Origin of the sequence: Variovorax ureilyticus (genome assembly GCF_037889935.1) — a bacterium.
GTDB lineage: Bacteria > Pseudomonadota > Gammaproteobacteria > Burkholderiales > Burkholderiaceae_C > Variovorax > Variovorax ureilyticus.
In genome coordinates, this window is the sequence record NZ_JBBKZU010000004.1 from 304,270 (window position 1) to 328,773 (window position 24,504).

Genomic DNA, 24,504 nt, shown 5'->3' on the forward strand with positions numbered 1-24,504 from the left:
GCGAGGTCAGCCCGTTCAGCCGCCGGCGGACTTATGGCGCTGCGAGGGCTTGGATGCGGTATCGGCGGCCTTGCGTGTCGCCGTCTTGCGTGCTGCCGCGCGCGCGGGCTTGGCCGTGCCGCCCTGCCGCCGCAATTCGGCTTCGAGGGCTTCGACACGCGCCTGGAGCGCGGCCACCTCCTGCGCCGACGGCATGCCCAGCTTTTCGAGAGCGCGCGCGACGCGGTCCTCGAAGATGTTCTCGAGCTTGCCCCAGCCGCCGGCCGCCCGGGTGCCGAACTCGCTGGCGAAACCCGCCATGCGCGCCTGCGCCTGGGCCAGCGTTTCCTCGGCGGCCTGCTGTGTTCGCTTCTGCACGCCGACGCCGTCCTTCACGAGCGCCTCGAAGGCCTTGCTGCCTTCCTGCTGCATCTTGGCGAAGGCGCCGAGGCCGGCGAGCCAGATCTGCTGGGCGGAGTCCTTGATGCGGTCGGTGGCTGCGGACGCGGCGTCTTCGCTGCTTTGGGATGGCTTTTCCATGGACGGATCTCCGGATGTGAATGAATCGAATGTAGAGCACCCGCATTCGGGTTTTTAGGGCGGCGTGCCCAACCCTCAGATGCGATGTTGCAGGAGCAGATGGATGTCATCGCGCATGGCGTCCATGCGGGTGCCGACGACCTTCTGTATCTGTGTCCAGCCGAAACTGATGGCAATCCGCTTTCCAAAGCGCACCTTGGCAGATGTCCTACACGAGGCCGGGATTTCGACGTACGACAATTAAGCCTGACCGGTGTCTGACCTCTAAGGCCACCAAGTGCACGCCGTGAATTGAAAAGTATTCAGCGTCCTGTGCTCGCGGTGCCTCGCCCCACGCAAAGAATTGATGAATTTTCGTTTTCGCCGAGTCGTCTTCATGGATGACTTTTTTCGTACGTCCGACAACGGACTGTCTTCTCACCCTGCCAATCGTCAGTTCCTGCGCAAGTTGTTCGAATCGGCTGCAATTCGATTGGGTCTTGCCTGCGATGACGCATTTGCTTCGAGCGACGGCGGCACGATCGACGTCGCGGCCGCAATGGAGGCGCTGTCGCTGCCGCGCTCCGTCGACGGCTGGGCCCAGGCAACGATCGCCGACCTGTCGGCCGGCGGCCGGGCGGGTCGATTCCCGGAACTGGATTCGCGATGCCTCGTGATCGGGTGGGGAATGCCACCCTCGCTGCTGAACTACATCGACGGGCGCGGGGCCGTATTCATCGATCTCGAGATTGATCCGATTCGTTTCACGCAGCATCTCAGGTTCTGTGCACGGACCAATGACCGGGCGACGGAAGAGGCGCTTCGCAAGCTCCGTATCGACGATGGACACGCCTGGAACGACGCGGCAGCGCTGATGGGCTACTTTGCTCGTCGAGGCGGACGGAGCCTGTTCGACGCGAGTGTCAGTGTCGGCCTGTTCGTCGGCCAGACGTCCTTGGACCTGGCGCTTGTCGAGAAAGGTAAGCTTGCGCGCCCCGTGGATGCGATCGATCGTGTACGGGAGCTAGCGAAAGGTGTCGATTTGCTTGTCATCAAGCGACACCCGTACGAGCCCGGAGGTGCGCATCTGGAGGAACTCGTGCGCGGCGTTCCGAATACGCTGTGGACGAACGAGAACATCTACGCATTGCTGTGTGCCGACAATCTGCGCTTTGTCTGCGGCTTGTCTTCTGGCGCACTGCGCGAAGCAGAGTACTTTCTGAAGCCGGTCCGATATCTGATCGACGCAGATCGAAACAATCCGAAGCGACTGCCGCAAAGCTGTTCCCCTTGGTACTCCGTGCCGGCAACGATCGCATCGATGCAGACGATGACCGAGATTTGCGCGTCGCACGGATACCTCCATCGTGCGCTTCGCGCCTTCTTGCCGAGACCAGCCGAGCCCGCAGGGTCGACCGGCACGTTCAGGGAGGACACACTGGATCACGCGTTCGGCTTCAGGTGGGGCCTGGACGGTGCCCAGCGGGGCCTGCCGGAGTTGCCGCGTCTTCGGCTTGATCGCGACCAGGACCCTTCCGACGGGATGCCTGCGACAGCATGGCTTGGCGAAGGCTGGTCGACTCCGGAACCCTGGGGGGTTTGGTCGGATGGTGAACTTGCTTCCTTCATCGTCCTGCTCGAGGAGCCGATCGATGCGTCGGTTCACGCGGAGATTCAGCTGGCGGGTCATCTGTTCATACCGACCCACGGACAATCTCCCGACATCCTGGTTAGCGTGGACGGCGGGCCGCCTCTGCATCCCCTGATTCGAAAAACTGGGGCGGCTGATGACGAAACCGTCGACTTGAGTTTGACCTTGCCGACAGGCGGCCCTCGAAACGTGCTGATGATCGATCTGCATATCCGGAATCCGACGAGCCCGCTGGAGGCTGGCATGAGCGTAGATGCTCGTCGCCTGGGGTTCGGGTTGCGCCGGTTGCGAATCGGGAAGCGCGCCGCGCAATGCCCGGCACGCGCCGGAACGCGCGCGGCCCGCCGGACCATGCCCGTCGGTCAGGAAGCCTGACCGCTCCCGTGGCGCTGGCGGCGGGCCGCGCCTTTCACGATGGGATAATCCGGCGGCGCCGCCGACAGCGGCTCCTTTCAGTCCATCTACGGGGAATCCCATGCTTTTGGTCACCGGCGGCGCCGGTTTCATCGGCGCCAATTTCGTGCTCGACTGGTTGGCCCAGAGCGCCGAAGCGGTCGTCAATCTCGACAAACTAACCTACGCCGGCAATCTCCAGACGCTGGAATCCCTGAGCGGCAATCCAGGCCACGTCTTTGTTCAAGGTGACATCGGCGACAGCGCACTCGTCGACCGCCTGCTGGCGGAGCATCGCCCGCGCGCCGTGGTCAACTTCGCCGCCGAGTCGCATGTGGACCGATCGATTCACGGCCCGGAGGATTTCGTGCAGACCAATGTGGTCGGCACCTTCCGGCTGCTCGAGTCGGTCCGGGGCTACTGGAGCGCACTGCCGACGGACCAGAAGGCCGCATTCCGCTTTCTCCACGTCTCGACCGACGAAGTCTATGGCTCGCTTGGTGCGGCAGACCCGGCGTTCACCGAAGAAAACAAGTTCGAACCCAATAGCCCCTACTCCGCGAGCAAGGCGGCGAGCGACCATCTGGTGCGCGCCTGGCGCCACACCTATAGCCTGCCCGTGCTGACGACCAATTGCTCGAACAACTACGGGCCCTTCCATTTTCCCGAGAAGCTCATCCCGCTGATGATCGTGAATGCACTCGCCGGCAAGCCGCTGCCGGTGTACGGCGACGGCATGCAGGTGCGCGACTGGCTCTACGTCAAGGATCACTGCAGCGCGATCCGGCGCGTGCTCGAGTCCGGCCGGCTCGGCGAGACCTACAACGTCGGCGGCTGGAACGAGAAGCCCAACATCGAGATCGTGAACACCATTTGCGCATTGCTCGATGAGCTGCGCCCGCGGGCCGACGGCAAGAGCTACCGCGAGCAAATCACCTTCGTCACCGACCGTCCCGGTCACGATCGCCGCTACGCCATCGACGCGCGCAAGCTCGAACGCGAGCTGGGCTGGAAGCCCGCCGAAACCTTCGACACCGGCATCCGCAAGACCGTCGAGTGGTATCTCGCCAATGGCGAATGGGTGCGCAACGTGCAAAGCGGTGCCTACCGCGAATGGGTGCAGAAGCAGTACGGCGCGCCCGCGAAGGCGGCGGCATGAAGCTCTTGCTGCTCGGCAAGGGCGGTCAGGTCGGGTGGGAGCTGCAGCGCAGCCTCGCGCCGCTTGGCGAACTGGTGGCGCTCGACTTCGACAGTACGGAGCTGCATTCCGATTTCTCACGGCCCGAGCGGCTGGCCGCCACGGTTCTTTCGGTGCGGCCGGATGTCATCGTCAATGCGGCAGCGCACACGGCCGTCGACAAGGCGGAGAGCGAAGTCGAACTCGCGCACACGCTGAATGCCACCGCGCCCGGTATCGTCGCGGCGGCCGCGCAGCAGGTCGGTGCGCTGATGGTTCATTACTCGACGGACTATGTCTTCGACGGCAGCGGAAGCACGCCATGGAAGGAAGACGACCCGACCGGTCCGCTCAGCGTGTACGGGCGCACCAAGCTCGAAGGCGAGAAGCTGGTGGCCGCGAACTGCGCGCAACACCTGATCTTCCGCACGAGCTGGGTCTACGCCGCGCGTGGCGGCAACTTTGCCAAGACCATGCTTCGCCTGGCCAGGGAGCGCGATCGCCTCACCGTCATCGACGACCAGTACGGCGCACCCACGGGGGCCGAATTGCTGGCCGACGTGACGGCGCATGCCATCCGCGAGACCCTGCGCGATCCAGCCAAGGCGGGGCTCTATCACCTCGTCGCGGGCGGGGAGACGACATGGCATGGCTACGCGCGCTTCGTGCTCGAACAGGCACGCGCCGCGGGCATCGACCTCAAGGCCTCGCCGGAGACGGTCGATCCGGTTCCCACGAGCGCCTTCCCGACGCCCGCGACCCGGCCGCACAACTCGCGCCTGGACACGCGCAAGCTTCAGTCGACCTTCGGCCTCGTGCTGCCGCATTGGCAGACCGGCGTGACGCGCATGCTGCGCGAAACACTCTGACTTAGGAGCTACAGAAGAACATGACGCAACGCAAGGGCATCATCCTCGCCGGCGGCTCCGGTACGCGGCTGCATCCGGCGACGCTGGCCATCAGCAAGCAACTGCTGCCGATCTACGACAAGCCGATGATCTACTACCCGCTGAGCACGCTCATGCTCGGCGGCATGCGCGACATCCTCGTCATCAGCACGCCGCAGGACACGCCGCGATTCCAGCAACTGCTGGGCGACGGCAGCCAGTGGGGGATCAATATCCAGTACGCCGTGCAGCCGAGCCCGGATGGCCTGGCGCAGGCCTTCATCATCGGCGACAAGTTCATCGGCAACGCGCCGAGCGCGCTGGTGCTCGGCGACAACATCTTCTACGGGCACGATTTCGTCCACCTGTTGTCCGATGCGGATGCGAAGCAGGTTGGGGCGACCGTGTTCGCCTATCACGTGCAGGACCCTGAGCGCTATGGCGTCGTGGACTTCGATGCCGAGGGCAAGGCCAGCAGCATCGAGGAAAAGCCGGTCAAGCCGAAGAGCAGCTATGCCGTGACGGGGTTGTACTTCTATGACAACCAGGTCGTCGATATTGCCAAGGGGATCAAGCCCAGCGCGCGAGGAGAATTGGAGATCACGGATGTGAACCAGGCCTACCTGGACCGCGGGACGCTGAATGTTCAGATCATGCAGCGTGGCTATGCGTGGCTCGATACGGGGACGCACGACAGCCTCATGGAAGCCGGGCAGTTCATTGCGACGCTGGAGCATCGGCAGGGGCTCAAGATTGCGTGTCCGGAGGAGGTGGCGTGGCGGCACGGTTTCATCACCAGCGAGCAGCTGCAGGCGCTGGCCAGTCCGCTGGAGAAGAGTGGGTATGGCAAGTACCTCAATCACTTGCTGAGCGACGAGGTGCGCTCATGAAAGTAACGCCGACCGAAATCCCCGAAGTGCTCGTGCTCGAACCCAGAGTATTCCGGGACGCACGGGGCTTTTTCTTCGAGAGCTTCAATCAGAAGGCGTTCGACGAGGCCGTTGGCCGGCATGTCGACTTCGTACAGGACAACCATTCGCGTTCGACCAAGGGCGTGCTGCGAGGCTTGCACTACCAGGTCCAGCAGCCTCAGGGGAAGCTGGTGCGCGTCGTGCGCGGAGCTGTTTTCGATGTCGCGGTGGATATTCGCAAGTCCTCACCGACGTTCGGCAGATGGGTCGGCGTTGAGCTCAGCGAAGAGAACCAAAAACAACTCTGGGTTCCAGCTGAATTTGCCCACGGATTTCTCGTGCTCACCGAGAACGCGGACTTTCTATATAAAGCAACAAATTACTATGCCCCTGCGCACGAAAGATCGCTCCTTTGGTGCGATGAGACAATTGGCATTGAATGGCCAGACGTTGGTCGAACCATCGTCCTCGCTGATAAAGATAGGAGGGGCGTGCCCTTGTCTGAAGCTGAGGTCTTCTTCTAGTCAGAATCCTGCGGCATAAGACGAGCGGGGCGTTCAGAACGCGCAACTGCGCGCGTAGCTGACCAAAATACAAGCATAAAGTGGTCCAGGTCTTGGGCCGTCACAAAGGGTTATTTTGCTTAGCAAACCGGAAGCGAACAGCGCGAAATTTGAATTGAAGGATTTCTTCGTGCCGGGCGAGCGCGACTGGGGTCGAATTTTCGGGGTGGCATGGCTGCTCGTGGTCGCCGCTTTGTCGTACTGGTTCGTATATCAACGAGGCCAGGATCAAAATTGGGATCTTTTAAATTACCATTACTACGCGGGATATTTCCTGCTGCACGGCAGGTTTGACAAGGATATTGCGGCGGCGGGTTTGCAGGGATTTTTGAATCCAGTCGCAAATGTCCTTTCCTATTTTGCGCTGTCAAGTTTTCGATTCCCAAAGAGCGCTTGGTTCATTCTTTCCGTTCAGTTACTTTCTCTTCCTTTGTTGATGCTCATCACAAGGAAGATTGCCCGTGATCTGGGTTATTTGAGATTTGGATGGTCTGAATTCCTTGCGCTTTCGCTGGGAGTGATTGCGCCTCTTTGGTGGAGCGAGTTGGGGACCACATTTTTCTCTTCGACTACGACTCCATTAGTTTTCTTGGGGCTGTACCTTGGTTTGCGGTTTTTCGAGAAGGAGACCGGGGTTTCGGTGCTGATATCTTCTGGCGTGTTTTTTGGCATTTCTGTTGGTCTTAAGATGACCAATCTGCCTTTTGCCATCGGATTCTGGGTGGCTCTAACAATCGTTTCCGTTGGGTTGGAAGTTTCTCGTGTATCTGCTCGACTGACAGCATTTGGTGGCGGCCTGTTCTTGGGGTTCTTGGCAACCGCGTGGTGGAATCTTTACCTGCTTTATCAGTGGAAGAGTCCTGTCTTTCCGCTTTACAATACGATATTCAGATCGCCATACTATGAGGCGACAAATTATCAGGACCCAAGATGGCGATTCGGGTCGATGTGGGAGTTCTTCAGATTTATAGTTGAGTCGTCGCTTGGGACTTCAAAGACATCTGAAGTAGCATTTTCAGATCCTCGCTTAGCGGTCGCCTTGGTGATGCTGATTGCGATAATCTTTGCCAGAAGAAAATTCCCGATCGGCAAGGAGGCATCCGTCTTTTCGTTTTTCTTTTTAATTAGTTTTGCCATCTGGTCTCTCATGTTCGCCTACCAGCGCTACATTATTCCGTTGGAGTTGCTGTTCGGCCCATTGATTTTAGTCTGGGCCTCGCAGTTGACCTCCAATCGAGTTCGGGTTGCGCAAATATTGGCCGGATGTGTCATTTTGGCTGTTGCTCTTGTAAGAGTGCCAGATTGGGGGCACCTTCGGAATCCGATGGATCTGCCGAACTCCTTCGACTTGCGCCTGCCGGAAAAGATTTCTTCTACGCCAGCCAACTATTTGGTTTATGGCGTGCCAAATTCATTCATCTTGCCGTTTTTGCATAAAGATAGCAACTTCTACAAGATCGATTTCTCGGGGAAAACTGAGGGCATGATTCGGGATAGAATACGGAGGGAGAGCCAATATCCGTTGCGAATCTTGACGAATCAGTCTGTGGCCTCGTCAATTCCTGAGAGATTGTCGCGATTCGGGTATGTTCCGAGTCAAACGAATCTGGATTGCTCATCGTTTGAGTCGGGTTCTGATCGGTTTGTAGTGTGCGAAGTAACGAGTGCCATTCAGGCGGGTCGAAATTGATAAGATTTGGTTGGTACTCGTGCTGCAATCGGACAATTGATTCTTTTTGATAGTGCCCGATTGCGAACGTGGATGTTCGCGATTCGGTTTTCAGGCGGATCCCAATCGACTGGGTCACGTTGAGATGATTGTTTTCTAATGAAATCGAAAGAATTTTCCCCTCGGGTATATCGTGGAAATCACGTTGCATTGGTAGTGCCTTGCTACAATGAAGAAGCAACGATTGCGGAGGTGATTCGCTCCTTTCGCGGCGCAATGCCAAGTATTGATATCTATGTGTTTGACAATCATTCGAATGACAGAACGTCAGAGATTGCGAAAAACGAAGGTGCGAGCGTTATTTCCGTTTCTCTGCGAGGCAAGGGCAATGTTGTGCGGCGCATGTTTGCAGACGTTGATGCTGATATTTATGTGATGGTTGACGGAGACGCAACGTACGATGCCGCTTCTGTTCATTCGATGGTAGATAAACTACTGGACGAGCGCCTTGATATGGTCGTCGGTTGCCGGGAAACCGCGGTTGCCCAATCTGCGCTCGCGTATCGACGAGGGCATCAGTGGGGTAATCGAATGCTTACAGAAAGCGTGGCGAAAATATTTGGTGGTGCGTTTACGGACATGTTGTCGGGCTATAGGGTATTTTCCCGTCGCTATGCAAAATCTTTTCCTGCGCTATCTCATGGATTTGAGATTGAAACTGAACTCACTGTGCATGCGCTGGAACTAAGGATGCCCTACGGCGAGGTGGCCACTTCGTACGGTTCGCGGCCTGAAGGCTCGGAAAGCAAGCTGTCCACCTATCGGGACGGGTTCAAAATTAGTTTGACAATCGCCCGGCTTTATATAAGCGAACGTCCCCTGGCATTTTTTGGAATCTGCGCTGCATTTTTTTCAGCACTTTCAGTGCTATTGTCAATTCCGATATTCATTGAATATCTTGAGCATGGACTGGTGCCCAGGCTGCCAACGGCGGTTTTAAGTGCGGCATTGATGCTTATGGCAATGCTTTCAGTCTCTTGTGGCCTTGTCCTCGACAATGTCACGCGGGGAAGACGGGAAGTGAAGCGACTGATATATCTGGCGACAGGCTCCGGATCGCCCTTTTCGAAGCAGTCTGAAAGTGCGTAACCAGCGTCGCGTGGGGCTATCCAAGCAATGCAGCCTTGAGCTGGCTCAGCGCCTGTCGAACCGTCGGCCGGTTTTGGACGGGCTCCAGAACCCGCTGTCCGTCGTTGGTAAGGCGCCGGTCAGCTGAGACATGGCCTAGCAGATAAAAGGGCATCTCGCGCAGGATCTGGGCCTCTTCGCTGGCCTCCAGATCACGAATTACCTGCTCGCGAGACATTCCAGCTCGCATTGCTTGGACGAAGTGGTTCAGGCCGTCAGGATCAGCAGCTCTTCCGAGCACGCGAAAGTAAGCGCTGAACACGTACTCCCTCGGGTCTTGCAGTACTTGCGTTTTGCGCGCATGCACGTCGAAGCACCAGCCATGAGCAACGTCTGCCCGACAAATCTGTAGGCCAACGTCATTGAGATGCTTCTCGAGGACGGAAGCGGTGAAGCCTGCGAGATGATAGTCGCCTGTATAGGCTTGGGTGCCGTACATCAGATGAATGACCTTAGCGGCCTCTTCCGCCGGTCGGTTCTGCGGCTGAGCGAGCATTCGGAACATCAGTTCAAGGCTGGGCACCCGAACCTGAATGACGCCATCAGGAGCAAGTAGTCTCGCCCACTCGGTAAGTGCCACATCAACCTTGTGGCGCTCTACATGTTCGAGCACGTCCTGTGCGACGATTTCTGTGAACTCTCCGCTAGGGAGCATTCCCAAGCTAGTGACGTCGGCTACCAAATCTGGGTCGTGACGCTCGTGCAGGTCGACGTTCAGGTAGCCCGGGCGAACGTCGTAACCGCAGCCCAGATTCAGGCGCGTTGGGTAGGTTCCCTTGGCAATACTCATATGGTCTCCGACTCGAGAATATGAAAAGATGGCGAGCGCTACCTAACAAGGTTAGCGCATACGCTTCGCGGTCGCACGCACGTCGTAGAGGACGCTCGAAAGAGTTTCCTCCAGCGTTGGCAAACGCCAAGGGTGTCCCGTACTGCCCATGAGGTCTTCAAGCTTTTGCGGGTTGCCGCATAGCTGGTGGACCTCGTTCGGCCGAACAAAGCTTGGGTCAACGCATACGTTGATACCGTGGCCGACAATGCGTTCGAAGGTCGAGATGACGTTCTGGAGGCTGTGCATCCGGCCGGAGCAGACGTTGTAAATCTCACCAGGCGCACCTTGCTCGAGCAGGAACAGGTATGCATCACATACGCTTCGGACGTCGTTGAACTCCCGTTCCACGTGCAGATTGCCCAATGCTACTGATGAAGCTCGCTTGGCAAAATGTCTGGCGAGTTTGGGGATCAAGAACGCTTCATCCTGGCCCGGACCCGTGTAGTTGAATGGCCGAGTGATCACCAGTCCAAGGCGACTCATATAGTTTTGCGCCATGTACTCCATGGCCACCTTGCTCATCGCATAGTGATTGACTGGCGCGAGCGGCTGATTCTCCGAGATCGGCGAAAGCGAGCAGTTGCCGTATACATTGGCGCTGCTCGCAAGCAGCGTCTTGACCGGCGGGATCGCGAGGCTTGCCAGCGCATCGAGCAGATTGGTTGTGCCCAGAACGTTTACGGCGTAGAAGGCCTGCTCGTGCGCGTGACCCACGAAGGCGATGCCCGCAAGGTGCACGACGTAGTCGGGTTGCACGGCCTGCATTTCCTGTCGCAACGCGTCGGCGTCCAGCAGGTTGGCGCGCAGCGGAATCACTTCGTAGCCCTGAGCTTCCGCTTGCGTGCGGAAGGGCCGGCCCGTGAATCCATCAGCGCCGGTCAGCAGAAGCTTCAAAACGAGAGCCCTTGCTTGTTGCGTCGCAGGTCTGCCTCTACCATCATCTGGCAGAGTTGCTCCAGGGTCGTCTGGGGTGCCCAGCCCAGCTTGGCCATTGCTTTGGCCGGGTTTCCAATGAGCAGGTCGACTTCGGCTGGGCGATAAAACTTGGGATTGATGCGCATCACGGTTTTTCCCGATGCCAAGTCGATCGCGGTTTCGGATTCGCCGCCACCCCGGAATTCGACCTCGATGCCTGCCCCCTTGAAGGCCATCTTGACGAAGTCGCGCACCGTCTCTGTGCGATTGGTGGCCAGGACAAACGTGTCCGGCTCGTCAGCTTGGAGCATGCGCCACATGCCTTCCACGTATTCCTTCGCAAATCCCCAGTCGCGCTTAGCATCCAGGTTGCCTAGCTCCAGCACATCCAGCTTGCCCAGTTTGATCTTGGCCACACTGTCGGTGATCTTGCGGGTGACGAATTCGCGGCCACGGAGCGGACTTTCGTGATTGAAGAGGATGCCGCTACTGCCGAAGATGTCGTAGCTCTCTCGGTAGTTCACAGTTATCCAATGCGCGTAGAGCTTGGCCACCCCGTAAGGACTGCGAGGATAGAACGGGGTGTCCTCCGTCTGTGGAATGGACTGAACCTTGCCAAACATTTCTGACGTGCTGGCTTGGTAGAAGCGAATCTTCGGGTTGACGAGGCGAATGGCCTCAAGCAGGTGCAGGGCGCCGATCGCTGTGATCTGGGCCGTGGTGGTGGGCTGATCGAAGCTCACTCCCACGAAGCTCTGGGCGGCAAGGTTGTAGACCTCGTCGGGCTCCGCATCCTTGATGAGATTCAGGGAGCTTCCGAGATCGGTCAGGTCGTACTCCACCAAGTGCAACTTGGGGTGGTTCTGGATGCCCAACTCCTCGATTCGCCAGAAGTTGACGGAACTGGTGCGGCGATACGTGCCGAAGACCTCGTACCCCTTGGCAATGAGGAGTTCAGCCAAGTAGGCCCCGTCCTGCCCGGAAATACCTGTCACTATCGCTCTTTTGGTCATTTGGTGTTTGCTTGGTTGTCTAATCAGAGGGGCGAAGATCCTGCCCACGTCGAGGCGACATTTTGCCAGCCTCGGCTATCGGTGGCGCGACGCGCGCCCAGCACGGCCCGTCTTTCCTGTCAGATGCGGCCCTTCGGCGATAGATCCCTGTTCATTCACAATCAAGCATGAGCTTCGTTTCCTACGCACAAAACTTTGAAGATGTGATGCTCTGGCGCGCCCTCCGGCATGTGCAAGGAGGGTTCTACATCGATATTGGCGCCCAGTCGCCCGACCTTGATTCGGTCACGCGCGCTTTCAGCGAATCAGGGTGGAGGGGGATCAATGTCGAGCCGCATCCTGGCTACTACGCCGAGCTCGTCAATCGGCGGCCACGCGACATCAATCTGCGATGCGCCTTGGGCGAAGCGCTTGGCACTGCAACGATCAATCTGGTTGGAGCGACTGGCTTGTCGACGCTGGACAAGTCGATTGCCGATCGACATTTTGATGCTGGGCATGGGATCGAACAGATCGAAGTGGAAGTGGAGACGCTGAGCGGAGTCTGGGACAGACATGTGCCGTCCGGCCAACCGGTCCATTTCCTCAAAGTGGACGTGGAGGGCTTCGAGCTTCAGGTCCTTCGGGGCAACGACTGGACCAGGCACCGGCCCTGGATCGTCGTCGTCGAAGCGACCCTGCCCAACTCCCAGACGGAATCGTTCTCTGAATGGGAACCGCATTTGACCAGTGCGCAATTCGAGTTCGCCTATGCGGACGGACTCAACCGCTACTACGTTGCGCAGGAACAGGCGCAACTCAGGAACGCCTTTCGCTATCCGCCGAACGTGTTCGACAACTTTGTCGTGGCGCCATTGGAGTCGGCTCGCCACGAGCTGAGGCGGCTGGAGTCCACCCTTGCGTCGACTACAACGCGTGTGTCCGGACTCGAGTCGTCGTTACAGACGAGCCAGGACGAGTTGTCGCGCAGTCAGTCGCAACTGGCCGTGCGTGACCTGAGGCTGCAAGAAATCGAGGCCTGTCTGGATCAGGTCACTGTCCGCGCCGAGACGGCTGAATCCGGCCTGAGGGATGCGCGCAACGACATCGGTCGGATGCAGAGCAGCTTGATGGACGCGCGCAATGAGATCGGCAGGCTGCAGAGCGAATTGGGCGAGCTACGCAACTCCAGATCCTGGCGCTTGACCGCGCCGCTTCGACTTGTTGGACGTCACTTGCGCCGCTTCGTGAGCGACTCGTCCGCTCGCTAACTGGCGGCGAGGGCTGGGCGTGCAACTCCTGAGTCGCTGCATTCGCGCATGCCTTCAATTGCCGCGATCATCTGATCGGCCGTGGTCTCCCAGGACGTGAGCCGGTACTGGGTGGCGATGCGTTGCTCCATGTTGCGCAGTGCCGCTGGGTCGGAACAATACAGTTGTATCTTCTCGGCCCATTGTGGTACATCCCAAGGGTCGACATAGTCGATGATTCCACCGGCGATTTCGGGGATGGAGGCAGCGTTGGAGGCAAGGCAGAATTTTCCGTAAGCCAGGCTTTCGGCGACGGGCAGCCCCCACCCCTCGTAGAGTGACGGATAGAGCGTGAACAGGCAGCGTCTGTAAAGCGTGACCAGATCCGCGTCGCTCACGTGATCAAGTATCACGATCTTGCCGTCGACTCTTGGATCATTCCGAAGAGAATAGATGAAATCATCGACCCGCCAGCCGATCATGCCGACCAACACGAGTTTCGGCACGTCGAAGCCGGATTCAATGAGCCGCAAATACGCCCTGTATAGGGACTCGTGATTCTTCCGGATCTCGATCGTCGACACGGCGAGCAGGAAAGGCGCATCCAGAAGCTTCGCCACCTCCGGTGAGGGCTTGCCGCCGTCCGTGGCGGGCAGCGCGTCGCCGAGCCGCACGACGGACATGGGTGGGCGTGGAGCGCCCACGTGCTCGAGGAATGCTTCCAGATCGCGTGCGGTGCATTCCGAATTGCAGATGATCCTGTCCGCTGTCCAGCCCATCGTGGCGAAGTAAGCCGAGAACAGGTCGAACTTGCCGCGTTGGTAGTAGTGCGGGAACTTCACCGGGATGATGTCGTGGGCGAAGTTGATGACCCTCAGGCCGGTCCGTTTCTTTTCGCGGTACAGCACATCCATCTTCTCGCCGTGATCCCAGTCCAGCCCCATGGTCAGGTAGATGTCGCCGCGCTGGAACCGGACCAGTGGACGGCACGGGTGGCGGAGTGACTCGGGGGCAGGCGCACTCCCGCGCGTGGATGGCGCCGCACTGGCCGCTCGAGTCGCCTTCAACTCGTGGTAGCCGTAGGCCAGAGTGCGGCGTAAGGCGATCAAGTAGCTGCGAACTGCTGACTGCCATGCACGCGGGAGCCGGTTCAGTGTCGCGAGGGCCACCCGGCGCAGAAAGCGCTCGGTCCGCCTTGCCAGCCCCACAGGGGTAGTCGGCTCATTCGACTGGCTGAGTGCGGGCACAATCGATGAGTTGACGGTCGCCGAACTCGCGCTCCAGTCTCGCCCGAGCACCTTCCATGCTTCCTGAACACCCAATTCAACGAACTGACCCACGGACTGGTCGAAGACGCAGATGCGAACGCGGTCCTTGAGTTTGGTGAGCAACCACCGGCAGCATTCCTGTTCGACCCGGACGACACCCACCGCTGAACGTGTCCAATGGAGTGACGTTGTGAAATCAAACCAGATCAGTTGTTCCATGGGCATGAAGCGACGATTCTTTGAATAGTTGGGCCGGCATGGCCGACAGGGCGGACTCCCAAAGCAAACGCTTCCGGGCGACCAGATCGGCGTCGCTCAGTTTGGCGCGGCCGCTGTGGAGCAACTCCACCAGACGCGCTCGGAATCGGACCGGATCCGCTTCCACGTATACGGAGGGTTCATCAATGTATTCCTCATAGCCGCGAAAGGCTGTGGGCGTACCCAGCACATGGGCACCCGTGAGTAGTGCTTCGGCCGTCTTGATGTTCGAGCCGCCGCCGGCAGTGATTGGAAGGATGAATACATGCGCAAAGCGACGCATCGCCGCGATCCCGATGTCGTCCACGATGCCGAGCCGCAATGTGCGGGCATTGTTGATGCCGGACCACCTTCTGTAGGCCTTGGTACGCTCGATCACCTCCGTCACGCCGCCCGCGATGACGAGCTTTCGGTCCGGAGGCAGGAACGCCATTGACTGCCCCATCACGGTCGAAAAGCCGACGGCATTGGGAAGATGTCCGCTGCTGATGAATACCGCAAAAGGGTCCGAAGGCAGGACGGGACGCCAATCTTCGGTCGCACGCTCAGACACGGTGGAATACGAGGTGCCATTCTTGGCGAGCACACAATCGTTTCGGTCACTGATGACGTTGAGCGTGTTCCGGTCGGATTCCGACACGGCGAACACGTGACTTGCCTTTCGGGCGATGTCGCGTTCGAGTTCGAACACCTCTTTGCCGTACTGTTCGACAGTCCCTGCAGGTGCGCCGAGTTCCTGCAATATCTGCCGCTTCATCTCATGCTCGATGTTCTGGGAGGAGTAGATGATCCGAGGGCGGGGCTCGTCAGGGCCAAGCTGCGACAGGCACTCGCGGACGAGCGGCCAGACATACAGCAGGTCGATCTGAATGTAGTCGTACCGGCCGGCGCGAATGCGCTTGAGCAGCGAGCATCGGGCCAACTCGTTGTTGGCAATGTGCATGCCCCACACGTAGTCATAGAGAGCCTGCTCGTGTTCCTGCAGAGTGCGTCCACCGAGTTCCCCAGGAAGTTGCAGGTCCGTGTCGGCACGTTGCGTATATGCCCCCTCGGGGAAGATCCCAACGTAGTCCACGTCGATACCCGCCTTCTTGTATATCTCATAGATGTGGCGGGTTCTGAGTTGACCGCCATGCCGCGGCTCGACAAGGGGGTATGTGGCCGATAGAAGAACTTTCATCGATGGCATCTAGGTCTTGTGCAAATCTCGGCGGGTGGTTCGGCGGTGGTTCATGTCGCTGGCATTCTACGGACGCCAAGTGTGCGGTCTCTGGAGTTGACACCCTAGGGGGAGCACGCCAAGCAAACACCGAGGTCAGTTTGCAGCGTGGTGTTCGGAAGGGCTCACGTAGAATTCACGAGGACCTGACACCGTCGGAGTGGGAAAGTAGGACAGATGAATGAACACAAGCCTCGACTGGTGTTGAGCATGGACGTGCTGGTGCGCGCGGAGCACGACGATCCCGTCCGGGGTTGTGGTGTCCTCTATGCCGATCTCGCACGATCAGGTTGCTTCGACGTCGAGTTCGAAGCCAGCCATGAATGCGCGCAACTCGCCGACGAGTACTTGCGTGACCATGGCATCCGTGGAGCGTCGACTGCTCCTCGGCCCAGGCAAGGCGGTCAGACGGTCATCGTCGCGCAACCGGCAGGCGTCGTGCCAGAGCCATGGCGCAGCGATCCTTTTGTGATCCGCGCTCACATAATTTACGGCTCGCTTGCATTTGCGTCGGGCGGGAATGTCGACAAGAACGATCATGAGTCGCGCGCTTCCATGTTGGCAAGCTTGGATGTGAGGACAGTAGTCGTCGTCCCGACGCAGCAAGTCAAGGACGACCTGCTGCGTCTACGACCGGAGCTCAGTCCCGCGCAGGTGTCGATTGTTACGCTGGGCGCCACGCAAGCTCCCGTCTCGAGCCCCCGCGTGTCGTCGTTGACAGACGCCTTGCTGGATGCCGATCGACGTTTCCGGTCGCGACCAGTGTCTTTGCTGTGGCAATACCCTGGCGAGGTGCCTGCAGACCCTGACGCCCCGGCAAGCTTTCTCGGTTTTCGCAATGGAGCTGCAGGGCCGGCCTTCGGCATGTCGTTGCAGGATCACGCGCGGCAGAAGCCTGTGTGGACGGATGTCCTGCCCGCGTCTGGCACGATTGACCGCCCCGAAGGCGGTTTGCGCACCAAGGGCCTGGTCAAGTCCGGCACTCCCGATCTTCCGCTTGTGAGCTACGTCACGGTGGTGCGCAACAACGTCGCTACGCTAGGTCGCGCGATCGAGAGTGTTCAGCGCCAGAGCTATCCAAACGTCGAACACATCGTGCTGGATGGTGCTTCGACCGACGGCACGGTCGAGCTGATTCTTCGTCACGCCGATCGCCTGGACTACTTTGTGTCAGAGCCCGACCGCGGGCTGTATGACGCCATCAACAAGGCGGTTCCATTGGCGCGCGGGCAGCTGATCTGCGTCCTCAATTCCGACGATTGGCTCGAGCCTCACGCAGCCGAGATTGCCGTGCGCCGAATGCATAAGCGTACGCAAGGCGCGGCCTTGTTGGCGACTGGTGCGGTCATCTACAACCTGGCAGAGGAAGTCGAAGTCGAGTGGCCGCCCATGTTCGTCCATCCCGGCAGCTACTTCGCTTGCGCCAATATCTGCCACAACGGTGTGTACGCAACGAGACTGGCCTACGAGCGATCGGGGCTCTACGACGCCACGTTCCGCATCGCCGCCGACTTCAAGTGGGTCATGGCGTGCGTGGACGCGGGTGTGGATTTCATCTACACGCGCGAGGTAGCCGTCAACTATTCGCTTGGCGGTACCTCAGGCGATGCAGGTGGGCACAGTCGAGAATGCCAACGTGTCGTGGCCGAGCGCTTTCCCTTTCTGTCCAGGCGCGAGGTCAACGGTTTATATGACAGCTATTTCTTGTTCGGACATCAACCTCACGATGTGCTCGATCGGCCGCACGAGCCATTGACCGCACTCCTGCGCCGGCTCTTTTTCCAGCACACCCAGCAACGTGATTTTCAATTAGCGCTGACCTGGGCGGCGATGACCAAGCTCGAGCATCCGGCGGATCGGTGCCCATTGCCTGCACTGGCCGAGCAGTCGACAGGAATTCCTTCGGTGCGTCGCTCAGCCAAGGACCTCGTCAAGGGTCTCCTATTCCGTTATCCACGCTTGTACCGGGTCGCGCTCAGTGGTTACGCTAGGTTGCGGAGGTAAATAGGCATGGCCCGAATCGCCTATGTGGATCACTCCTACCACCACACGACGAGATCAACCAACTTTCTGCGCGACATGCTTCGCCGACGCGGACACGAGGTACAGGACTTCTGGGACGAAGGCTGGAGGGGCGGACGCCCAGTGAATTGGGCTGAGGTGCAGCATCATGACGTGGTTGTCATGTTCCAGTCATACTGCGCGCCCGGCCGTGCGGCGTTCCGGCAAGTTCACCCGAACGTCGTTTACATCCCTATGCTGGACCAGTTCGGAATCTGGCAGGGGCCCACGGTCAATCAAGCCGAGTTCTGGTCGCCGTTCCAGGGCTCCAAGGTGTTGAACTTCTCCAGCGCATTGCATTGCCTGACCACTGGATTCGGCATCGCGAGCCATTGGGCGCGCTTCTATCAACCTGTTGAGCCGGTCGTGGCCCCCGCTTCAGAGGGACTGCGTGGCTTCTTCTGGCTTCGGCGTCAAGACCAAATCAACTGGGCGTTGCTGCGTCAGCTGATCGAAGGCAGTCGTTTTGACGGCTTCCACCTTCACCTTGCCGGTGATCCCGGTGCGCCTGAGCCTCAACTGCCATCGGACGCCGACTTCGCCCGGCATAACATCACCGTCTCGACCTGGTTCGAGAACCGTAGAGAACTCACGGCGTTAGTTGAGCGTGCCAACGTGTACTTTGCGCCACGGATGGAGGAGGGCATTGGTCAGTCCTTCCTGGAAGCCATGGCGCGAGGCAAATGTGTTGTGGCGCCCAATCAGGGGACCATGAACGAGTACATCCTGTCTGGCGTGAACGGACTGCTTTACGAGCATCACGCACCCCGTCCGCTCGACTTCTCCAACGTCGAGCGCTTGGGGGCCTGCGCCCGTGACAGCGTGATAGAGGGACACGCAAGATGGATGGCGGCGGAAGAGGGCATCGTGGATTTCATCCTGAAGCCCAGCGAGAAGTTGTATGTGGGCAAATACCAGCACACATTCCCTGCTCTGACTACTGACGGCTCTGGAAGTCCGAATGAAGTCCGGGCATCCGAGGTCTTGCCCGCTGCTGCTGCTGTGCCATTGGGTACCACGCTGCGCGCGCTGGCGAATCGCTACGCTATGTTTCGGGTCACGCGGCCGATATGGCACCCTTTGTTGAGACTGGCGCGTCAGGTGCGTCGGTCGCTGAATCGAACCTAGCTGACCCAGCGCCGACGGCGCTCACTCAAAAGCATCAAGATGACTCAGAAGAAGATTTTCGTTGCAGGCCATCGTGGACTGGTCGGCACGGCCGTTACCGAAGCCCTCAAGGAGGAGGCCCGCTACGGTGTGGTGACACGCACTCACGCTGAATTAGACCTCGAGGACTCTCGGGCCACACGCCAATTCTTTCTGGACGAGCGTCCCGACATGGTTGTGATGTGTGCCGCCAAAGTGGGTGGCATTCTGGCCAACAACAACCTTCCGGTGGATTTTCTCCACCAGAATTTGCGAATCCAACTCAGCGTGTTCGACGCTGCCCATGAGGCTGGCGTAAAGCGCATGATCTTTCTCGGCTCTTCGTGCATCTATCCGCGCGACTGCCCCCAGCCGATCAGAGAGGACTACCTCCTGACAGGGCCACTAGAAGCCACGAATCGGCCCTACGCGCTAGCCAAGATCGCAGGCGTGGAGTCGTGCTGGTCCTTCAACCGCCAGTATGGAACCCGGTATCTCGCGCTCATGCCGACCAATATGTATGGTCCGGGTGATAACTATCACCCTGAACACTCTCACGTGCTGCCGGCGCTTATCAGGCGATTTCACGAAGCCAAGATCAAGGGCGAACCGTCGGTGGTCGTATGGGGCTCTGGCAGGCCGCGACGAGAGTTCATGTATTCGCAGGACCTCGGCGACGCAATCCGTTTCTTGCTCGAGCTTCCCGACGAGCAATTCGCGACGTTGACGGGGCCCGATGTCGCGCCGCTGATCAATGTCGGCGTGGGTGAAGACGTCACGATCCGGGAGGTAGCCGAACTGGTGAGGGCAACCGTCGGGTACCAGGGCGAGCTGAAGCTCGACGCCACCAAGCCCGACGGTACGCCACGCAAGTTGCTCGATGTGGGCCGGCTGGCGGCCCTGGGGTGGAAGGCGAAGACCGCGCTCGATGAGGGTCTGCGCCGCGCCTATAAGGACTTTCTTCAACACCATGCTTGAAAGGCTCTTCTACGTCATGTGAGAAGGCGAGGAGGCCCGATGCCTCTTCGTGCTAAAGCCAACCTTGGGCGGATACATAGCGCCCTGCTCAAGGAAGACTCAGAACGAGTGACCTTCGGCGTTCCGTCGCAGATCGGCCTCAACCATCATCGCGCACAGCTGCTCAAGCGTCGTCTTTGGCTCCCAGCCCAGCTTTTCCTTGGCACGAGCAGGGTTGCCGATGAGCAGATCGACCTCGGCGGGCCGATAGAACCTGGGATTGACTCGAATCAGCGTCTCGCCGGTCTTGTTGTTGATCCCGACCTCGTCCTGCTCGGCGCCTTCGAAGCGCACTTCATACCCCGCCGCCTTGAAGGCCATGTTGACGAACTGGCGAACGGTCTCGGTACGGTTGGTGGCCAGAACAAAACTGTCGGCCTCCTTGGCCTGCAGCATGCGCCACATGCCTTCGACGTACTCCTTGGCGTAGCCCCAGTCACGTTGCGCACCGAGATTGCCCAACTCCAGCACGTCGAGCTTGCCGAGCTTGATCTTCGCGACCGAGTCGGTGATCTTGCGCGTCACGAACTCGCGACCGCGCAGCGGGCTCTCGTGATTGAAGAGGATGCCGCTGCAGCCGAAGATGCCATAGCTCTCGCGGTAGTTGATCGTCATCCAGTGCGCGAACAGCTTGGAGACGCCATAGGGGCTTCGCGGGTAGAAAGGCGTGTCCTCGACCTGCGGAATTGCCTGCACCTTGCCGAACATCTCCGAGGTGGAAGCCTGGTAGAAGCGGATCTGGGGGTTGGTCAGGCGAATGGCCTCGAGCAGGTGCAGCGCGCCCATGCCCGTGATCTGTGCCGTGGCATCCGGTTGGTTGAAGCTCGCGGCCACGAAGCTCTGTGCGGCGAGGTTGTAGACCTCGTCGGGCGCGGCCTCCTTCATCAGTGTCAGCGAACTGCCGAGATCGGTCAGGTCGTACTCGACCAGGTGGAGATCGGGATGGTGCTGGATGCCCAACTCCTCAATCCGCCAGAAATTGACCGAACTCGTTCGACGGTACGCTCCGTAGACAACGTAGCCCTTGGCGAGCAAAAGCTCGGCCAGATAGGCGCCATCCTGGCCGGTGATACCTGTAACGACAGCACGCTTTTTCATGGATATCCGATACGTCGCGAGGGGCGGTTAGCCGGGGGCGGTCTGGGCACATCGATTTCAGCGATCGCGTGCAACCTCAAGCTTTTGCACTCTGCTGCCAAGCAGGGGGTGGCATTCTCTCAGATTGCGGATGGCCACCTCGATTTCGGCGAGCACCTCCAGCAATTGCGGATGGGGTTCGGCACTGCCTGCCGCGTACGGTTCTGCAAGGCGAGTGGGATGAAGATCGGATTCGACAAACTCGACATGGACACCAGCTTGGCGCAGTTGGCGAAAGTACTCGCGTTGCTCGGGCGCTCGCTGGAACTGCATATGGAGTCCCACGAAAAGGTCGCCTCGTCGGTAGTCCAGGGGGGCGTCTTGAAGCGCAGCGACCGGACACCCCAGAAGGCCCAGCATGAACTTCCGGGCATATCGATAGCCTGGCTTGCCGGGCTGCGCATAGACCGGTTCGATCCGGTAGCCCGCTGGCGGGGCCTCCAGAAGCGCTCGCAGCGACGCTTCGCCCGCCCATTGCGTATCCACGCTTGGGGCGCCATGAGCAAGCCCCGAAACATCCACGAACAGTTGACGCATCGGACCAGGAGTCGGAAGCGTCAACGTCATTGCCCGCGCAAGTTGGACGGCTTCCTCGCCTTCGATGGGCCCGTCTGAGGCGCAGATGGACTCGATCAACGCGTCGCGGCCCTCGGAGGCGCGTGCGGCAAACCTCTCGATGGCATCTGCATAGCCGCAGGCGCACGCCTCCGGGGCATGCTGGGATGCAATGGCTTGTCGTCCGCGCGCCCCCAATGCGAGTCGCTCGGATCGGTTGCGCCACAAGCGTTCCAGTGTGTGGACAAGCTGCGCGTCGGTGAATTGGTCCGGCAATATCGCCACGGCTTCGGGGGGTAGCGATGCCATGGAGCCATTGGCATTCACGACTGTTGGGAGTCCGCGGCTCATCGCGTCCAGCACCGTTCCGGATGTCTCGCCGCGGGAATTGGCGCGCAGTTGCACCGCTAGATCTGCCGCGGCCAGGTAGCGATGAAACACCTCGATGTTGGCCCACCCGGTGATCTTGATACGGGGATTCTTGGTCGCCGCGATCTGCCAGTCCATTTCGACGCTGTAGGGCGGGGCGCCCTTCGCGCCGACAAACACGAGGTGGCAGTGCGGATCGTTTGCAAGCGGCGACGCCAGCCAGGCATCGAGGAGGCGCTTGTTGAGTTTCGTCGGACCCAGCAGGCCGAACTCGCACACCAGGAAGTCATCGGGGCCGAGTCCCAGTTCGCGGCGCGCGTTGGCTCGCCCGGCATCGTCGCGTTGAGCCAGGACGCGCAGGTGCGGTACCAGCGCCCACTCGTTCGGAACAGATTCGCCGAACCACTGTCTTGCGAGGTCCATGGAATAGCGCGAATGGACAATCACGCCTTGCGCCTGTGTGATGACGCCAAGGCTGCAAGGATATTTATCGGCGACTTCGGTGGTGACCTCCGCTGCGAAGCGCTCCGCAACGGCAAGGTAGCCGTGCGACTCATACAGCGCCTCTGTCCACGCAAACTCTTGATTCAGGCGCAGTTCCTTGAATAGGTACGCACCGCTCAGGTAGAAGTCATGCAGGACGACAGTTCCAGGGATCTCCGCCAGCAGTTCGAACATGTGCTGGTGGAACTCGGAATTCCCGAAGTGGTAGAGCACCCGATCAAACTCTGAATGGTTCTTGCAGAACCAATCGATGCTTCGCAGCGGAAAGCTGGCACCCAGCAGCGAATCGCCAACTCTCGTCAGGTCGGTGATCAACTCGATGTCGTAGTGCTGTGCGAGTTCCGGCAGAAGTTCCGCGCTGTAGCTCGCAATGCCGCTGCGTTCCGGCGGCAACGGAGAAACGTAGGCCAGTCTTGGGCGAAGCCGGCGATATCCGGGTGCTTGCGGCTGCTGACGCTTGCCGGCTGCGCGCAGTTGTTCCAATCCGTCTAGCGCCCGCTGCGCGGACACCTCCCAGCTGAACTTCTCGGCTTGCTGACGGCCATGCTCGATGAGCATCGATCTGAATTCCTGGTCGGTCAGCGCTTGGGTGATCTTGCTTGCAATGGCTGCATCGTCCCGAGGGTCGAACATCGCTTCCGGCAATCCGATGACTTCGGGAACGCTCGATGTATTCGCGCCGATCACGACGGCGCCGCAGCGCATGGCTTCTAGCGCAGGCAAGCCGAAGCCTTCATGCCAGGAGGGGAAGACGAAGAGGGTGCACAGGTTGTAGAGCTCGACGAGGTCCTGGTCCGGCACGAATCCGGTGACGACGAGTTCGCCGTCACGAAGTCCCTGCTTTCGTGCCAACTCGAGAAGCGCCTTCCGATCTTCTGGCCGGGCGGAGCAGACGATGGCCAGTTGATGCGCGCTGCGCACTTCGATGGGCAGCATCCCAAAGGCCCGGATCAAACCCTCGATGTTCTTGCGAAGGTCGATGCCGCCCGTGTACATGACGAATTGCTTGTCCAGCGCATATTGCGTCCGCAGTGCCTGCCTGCGCTCCTTGGGTACTTCGATTGCCCTGAAGTGCTCATCCGCGGCGGTCGAGACGTTGATGCAGCGATTCGGATCGAGTCCGAGATGATCGATGCCCTCTCGACGGGATGATTCGGAAATCGCAAGCCACATGTCCGCGCGACGTAGCGCTCCGATCTTGCGCATGTACCAACTCTTGACGGTCGGGTCGTCCAGATAAGGGCGCGCGTTGATCAGCGGGATGAGGTCATACAAGGTGACCGCAGTGGGGACCGTGAGGAAGTTCCCGATGCTCGTGACGGCGGCATCGCCGAGTCCTTCGAAAAGGCTGGCAATGAAGACCACGTCCGGCTGGAGGCTTGCAAGAAATGCCTCGTACATCTTCTCCTGTGCTCTCTTGAAGCCAGGGCTGGATGCAGGCGCGTGAGGTGCGGATTGCCACACCCGGAAGTTCTCGTGCGGAACGAACGCGCCGAGTCGTTCCTTGATCTGGTCGATGGTGTCCGGAAACTGCCCGTTTAGCGCCAGGACGATCTCGTGCTCACCCCTCAATCGAACCATGGCTTGGGTGAGTGAGGACGTGTAGCGGCCAATGCCGCGCGTGGCACTTGAGGTCGATTGCGCGCCCTGAAGGTCAATGACGATCCGCATCGAGGTCCCTTGTGCTGAGCTGGCGCGTGAGGCGACAGAAAATATTCTGAGCGGCGGGTGACAGGTCCGGTGGACCTGAACCTCTCGGCCTTCTCAAGTTTCTGTATCTCGGTTGAGGCCACTCTTCCATCATCGTGCCTAGGCGCTTGTGCAGCGGGGGCACGAGCCGAAGTGACCAAAGGGTTGCGCGCTTGAGGCGAGGCCGGCTCTCGAGGTGGTTCGCTGTGCGACGGAGGATCTCTCTTGCGCGGCGTTTGAGGCCGCTGGCGATACGCCCATCCTTGTAGGCCTCCGAGGCGCGACGCAGGGCATCCTTTAGTTTTCCAGGGGGAGGGGCAGTCATGGCAGGCTGTCTTGTCGTGTTGTCGAGCTC

General features: G+C 59.6%; 19 protein-coding genes. 11 read left to right on the top strand and 8 right to left on the bottom strand.

Going from position 1 to position 24,504, the window contains the following annotated elements; translation table 11 throughout:
- Positions 1–15: 15 nt before the first annotated feature.
- Positions 16–519, bottom strand: coding sequence for a phasin family protein (locus WKW77_RS11645; RefSeq protein WP_340356993.1), 504 nt, complete (start codon positions 517–519; stop codon positions 16–18).
- Between the two features lie 376 nt (positions 520–895).
- Between WKW77_RS11645 and WKW77_RS11650 the strand changes: the two genes are divergently transcribed.
- From WKW77_RS11650 to WKW77_RS11680, 7 genes are all read left to right on the top strand, one after another.
- On the top strand, positions 896–2,524 hold the full coding sequence (locus WKW77_RS11650; RefSeq protein WP_340356994.1) for a DUF7024 domain-containing protein: 1,629 nt from the start codon (positions 896–898) through the stop codon (positions 2,522–2,524).
- Positions 2,525–2,624: 100 nt separating this feature from the next.
- The gene (rfbB, locus tag WKW77_RS11655; RefSeq protein WP_340356995.1) at positions 2,625–3,701 is read left to right on the top strand and encodes a dTDP-glucose 4,6-dehydratase; all 1,077 of its coding nucleotides are present in this window, start codon (positions 2,625–2,627) and stop codon (positions 3,699–3,701) included.
- On the top strand, positions 3,698–4,588 hold the full coding sequence (gene rfbD, locus WKW77_RS11660) for a dTDP-4-dehydrorhamnose reductase (protein ID WP_340356996.1): 891 nt from the start codon (positions 3,698–3,700) through the stop codon (positions 4,586–4,588). Before rfbB ends, rfbD begins: the two co-directional genes overlap by 4 nt.
- Before the next feature lie 20 nt (positions 4,589–4,608).
- A complete protein-coding gene (gene rfbA, locus WKW77_RS11665) occupies positions 4,609–5,496 on the top strand; it encodes a glucose-1-phosphate thymidylyltransferase RfbA (protein WP_340356997.1) in 888 nt (295 codons plus the stop codon).
- A complete protein-coding gene (gene rfbC / locus WKW77_RS11670) occupies positions 5,493–6,041 on the top strand; it encodes a dTDP-4-dehydrorhamnose 3,5-epimerase (RefSeq protein WP_340356998.1) in 549 nt (182 codons plus the stop codon). Before rfbA ends, rfbC begins: the two co-directional genes overlap by 4 nt.
- A gap of 154 nt (positions 6,042–6,195) precedes the next feature.
- Positions 6,196–7,770 carry a hypothetical protein gene (locus tag WKW77_RS11675; protein WP_340356999.1) on the top strand — a complete coding sequence of 525 codons (1,575 nt, stop codon included), beginning with the start codon at positions 6,196–6,198 and terminating at the stop codon, positions 7,768–7,770.
- Positions 7,771–7,908: 138 nt separating this feature from the next.
- The gene (locus WKW77_RS11680) at positions 7,909–8,898 is read left to right on the top strand and encodes a glycosyltransferase family 2 protein (RefSeq protein WP_340357000.1); all 990 of its coding nucleotides are present in this window, start codon (positions 7,909–7,911) and stop codon (positions 8,896–8,898) included.
- 16 nt (positions 8,899–8,914) lie between these two features.
- On the opposite strand, the gene WKW77_RS11685 is transcribed toward WKW77_RS11680, so the two are convergent.
- From WKW77_RS11685 to gmd (WKW77_RS11695), 3 genes are read right to left on the bottom strand one after another with little or no spacing between them, the layout of a single operon-like run.
- Positions 8,915–9,727, bottom strand: coding sequence for a DUF4214 domain-containing protein (locus tag WKW77_RS11685; protein WP_340357001.1), 813 nt, complete (start codon positions 9,725–9,727; stop codon positions 8,915–8,917).
- A 51-nt stretch (positions 9,728–9,778) separates the two neighbouring features.
- Complete coding sequence (locus WKW77_RS11690; RefSeq protein WP_340357002.1) at positions 9,779–10,663, bottom strand: GDP-mannose 4,6-dehydratase; 885 nt, start codon at positions 10,661–10,663, stop codon at positions 9,779–9,781.
- Entirely contained in the window at positions 10,660–11,697 is a 1,038-nt protein-coding gene (gmd, locus tag WKW77_RS11695; RefSeq protein ID WP_340357003.1) for a GDP-mannose 4,6-dehydratase, read from the bottom strand. The genes WKW77_RS11690 and gmd (WKW77_RS11695) overlap by 4 nt, the downstream gene beginning before the upstream one ends.
- 167 nt (positions 11,698–11,864) lie before the next feature.
- On the opposite strand from gmd (WKW77_RS11695), the gene WKW77_RS11700 reads away from it, so the two are divergent.
- On the top strand, positions 11,865–12,947 hold the full coding sequence (locus WKW77_RS11700) for an FkbM family methyltransferase (protein ID WP_340357004.1): 1,083 nt from the start codon (positions 11,865–11,867) through the stop codon (positions 12,945–12,947).
- Here WKW77_RS11700 and WKW77_RS11705 read toward each other — a convergent pair.
- Both WKW77_RS11705 and WKW77_RS11710 read right to left on the bottom strand, forming a co-directional pair.
- Positions 12,944–14,413 carry a glycosyltransferase family 4 protein gene (locus WKW77_RS11705; RefSeq protein ID WP_340357005.1) on the bottom strand — a complete coding sequence of 490 codons (1,470 nt, stop codon included), beginning with the start codon at positions 14,411–14,413 and terminating at the stop codon, positions 12,944–12,946. The two genes, WKW77_RS11700 and WKW77_RS11705, sit on opposite strands and share 4 nt — an antisense overlap.
- On the bottom strand, positions 14,391–15,641 hold the full coding sequence (locus tag WKW77_RS11710) for a glycosyltransferase family protein (RefSeq protein WP_340357006.1): 1,251 nt from the start codon (positions 15,639–15,641) through the stop codon (positions 14,391–14,393). The genes WKW77_RS11705 and WKW77_RS11710 overlap by 23 nt, the downstream gene beginning before the upstream one ends.
- 207 nt (positions 15,642–15,848) lie before the next feature.
- Between WKW77_RS11710 and WKW77_RS11715 the strand changes: the two genes are divergently transcribed.
- From WKW77_RS11715 to WKW77_RS11725, 3 genes are read left to right on the top strand one after another with little or no spacing between them, the layout of a single operon-like run.
- Complete coding sequence (locus WKW77_RS11715; protein WP_340357007.1) at positions 15,849–17,675, top strand: glycosyltransferase family 2 protein; 1,827 nt, start codon at positions 15,849–15,851, stop codon at positions 17,673–17,675.
- Between the two features lie 6 nt (positions 17,676–17,681).
- Positions 17,682–18,860: a glycosyltransferase family 4 protein gene (locus WKW77_RS11720; protein WP_340357008.1), complete on the top strand. Its 1,179-nt coding sequence runs from the start codon at positions 17,682–17,684 to the stop codon at positions 18,858–18,860.
- 39 nt (positions 18,861–18,899) lie between these two features.
- Positions 18,900–19,856 (top strand): GDP-L-fucose synthase family protein, encoded by a 957-nt coding sequence (locus WKW77_RS11725; protein WP_340357009.1) that lies wholly within the window; start codon positions 18,900–18,902, stop codon positions 19,854–19,856.
- Positions 19,857–19,955: 99 nt separating this feature from the next.
- On the opposite strand, the gene gmd (WKW77_RS11730) is transcribed toward WKW77_RS11725, so the two are convergent.
- Together gmd (WKW77_RS11730) and WKW77_RS11735 are read right to left on the bottom strand one after the other, a co-directional pair.
- Positions 19,956–20,993, bottom strand: coding sequence for a GDP-mannose 4,6-dehydratase (gene gmd, locus WKW77_RS11730; RefSeq protein ID WP_340357010.1), 1,038 nt, complete (start codon positions 20,991–20,993; stop codon positions 19,956–19,958).
- A 57-nt stretch (positions 20,994–21,050) separates the two neighbouring features.
- A complete protein-coding gene (locus WKW77_RS11735; protein WP_340357011.1) occupies positions 21,051–24,131 on the bottom strand; it encodes a glycosyltransferase in 3,081 nt (1,026 codons plus the stop codon).
- Between the last annotated feature and the right edge of the window lie 373 nt (positions 24,132–24,504).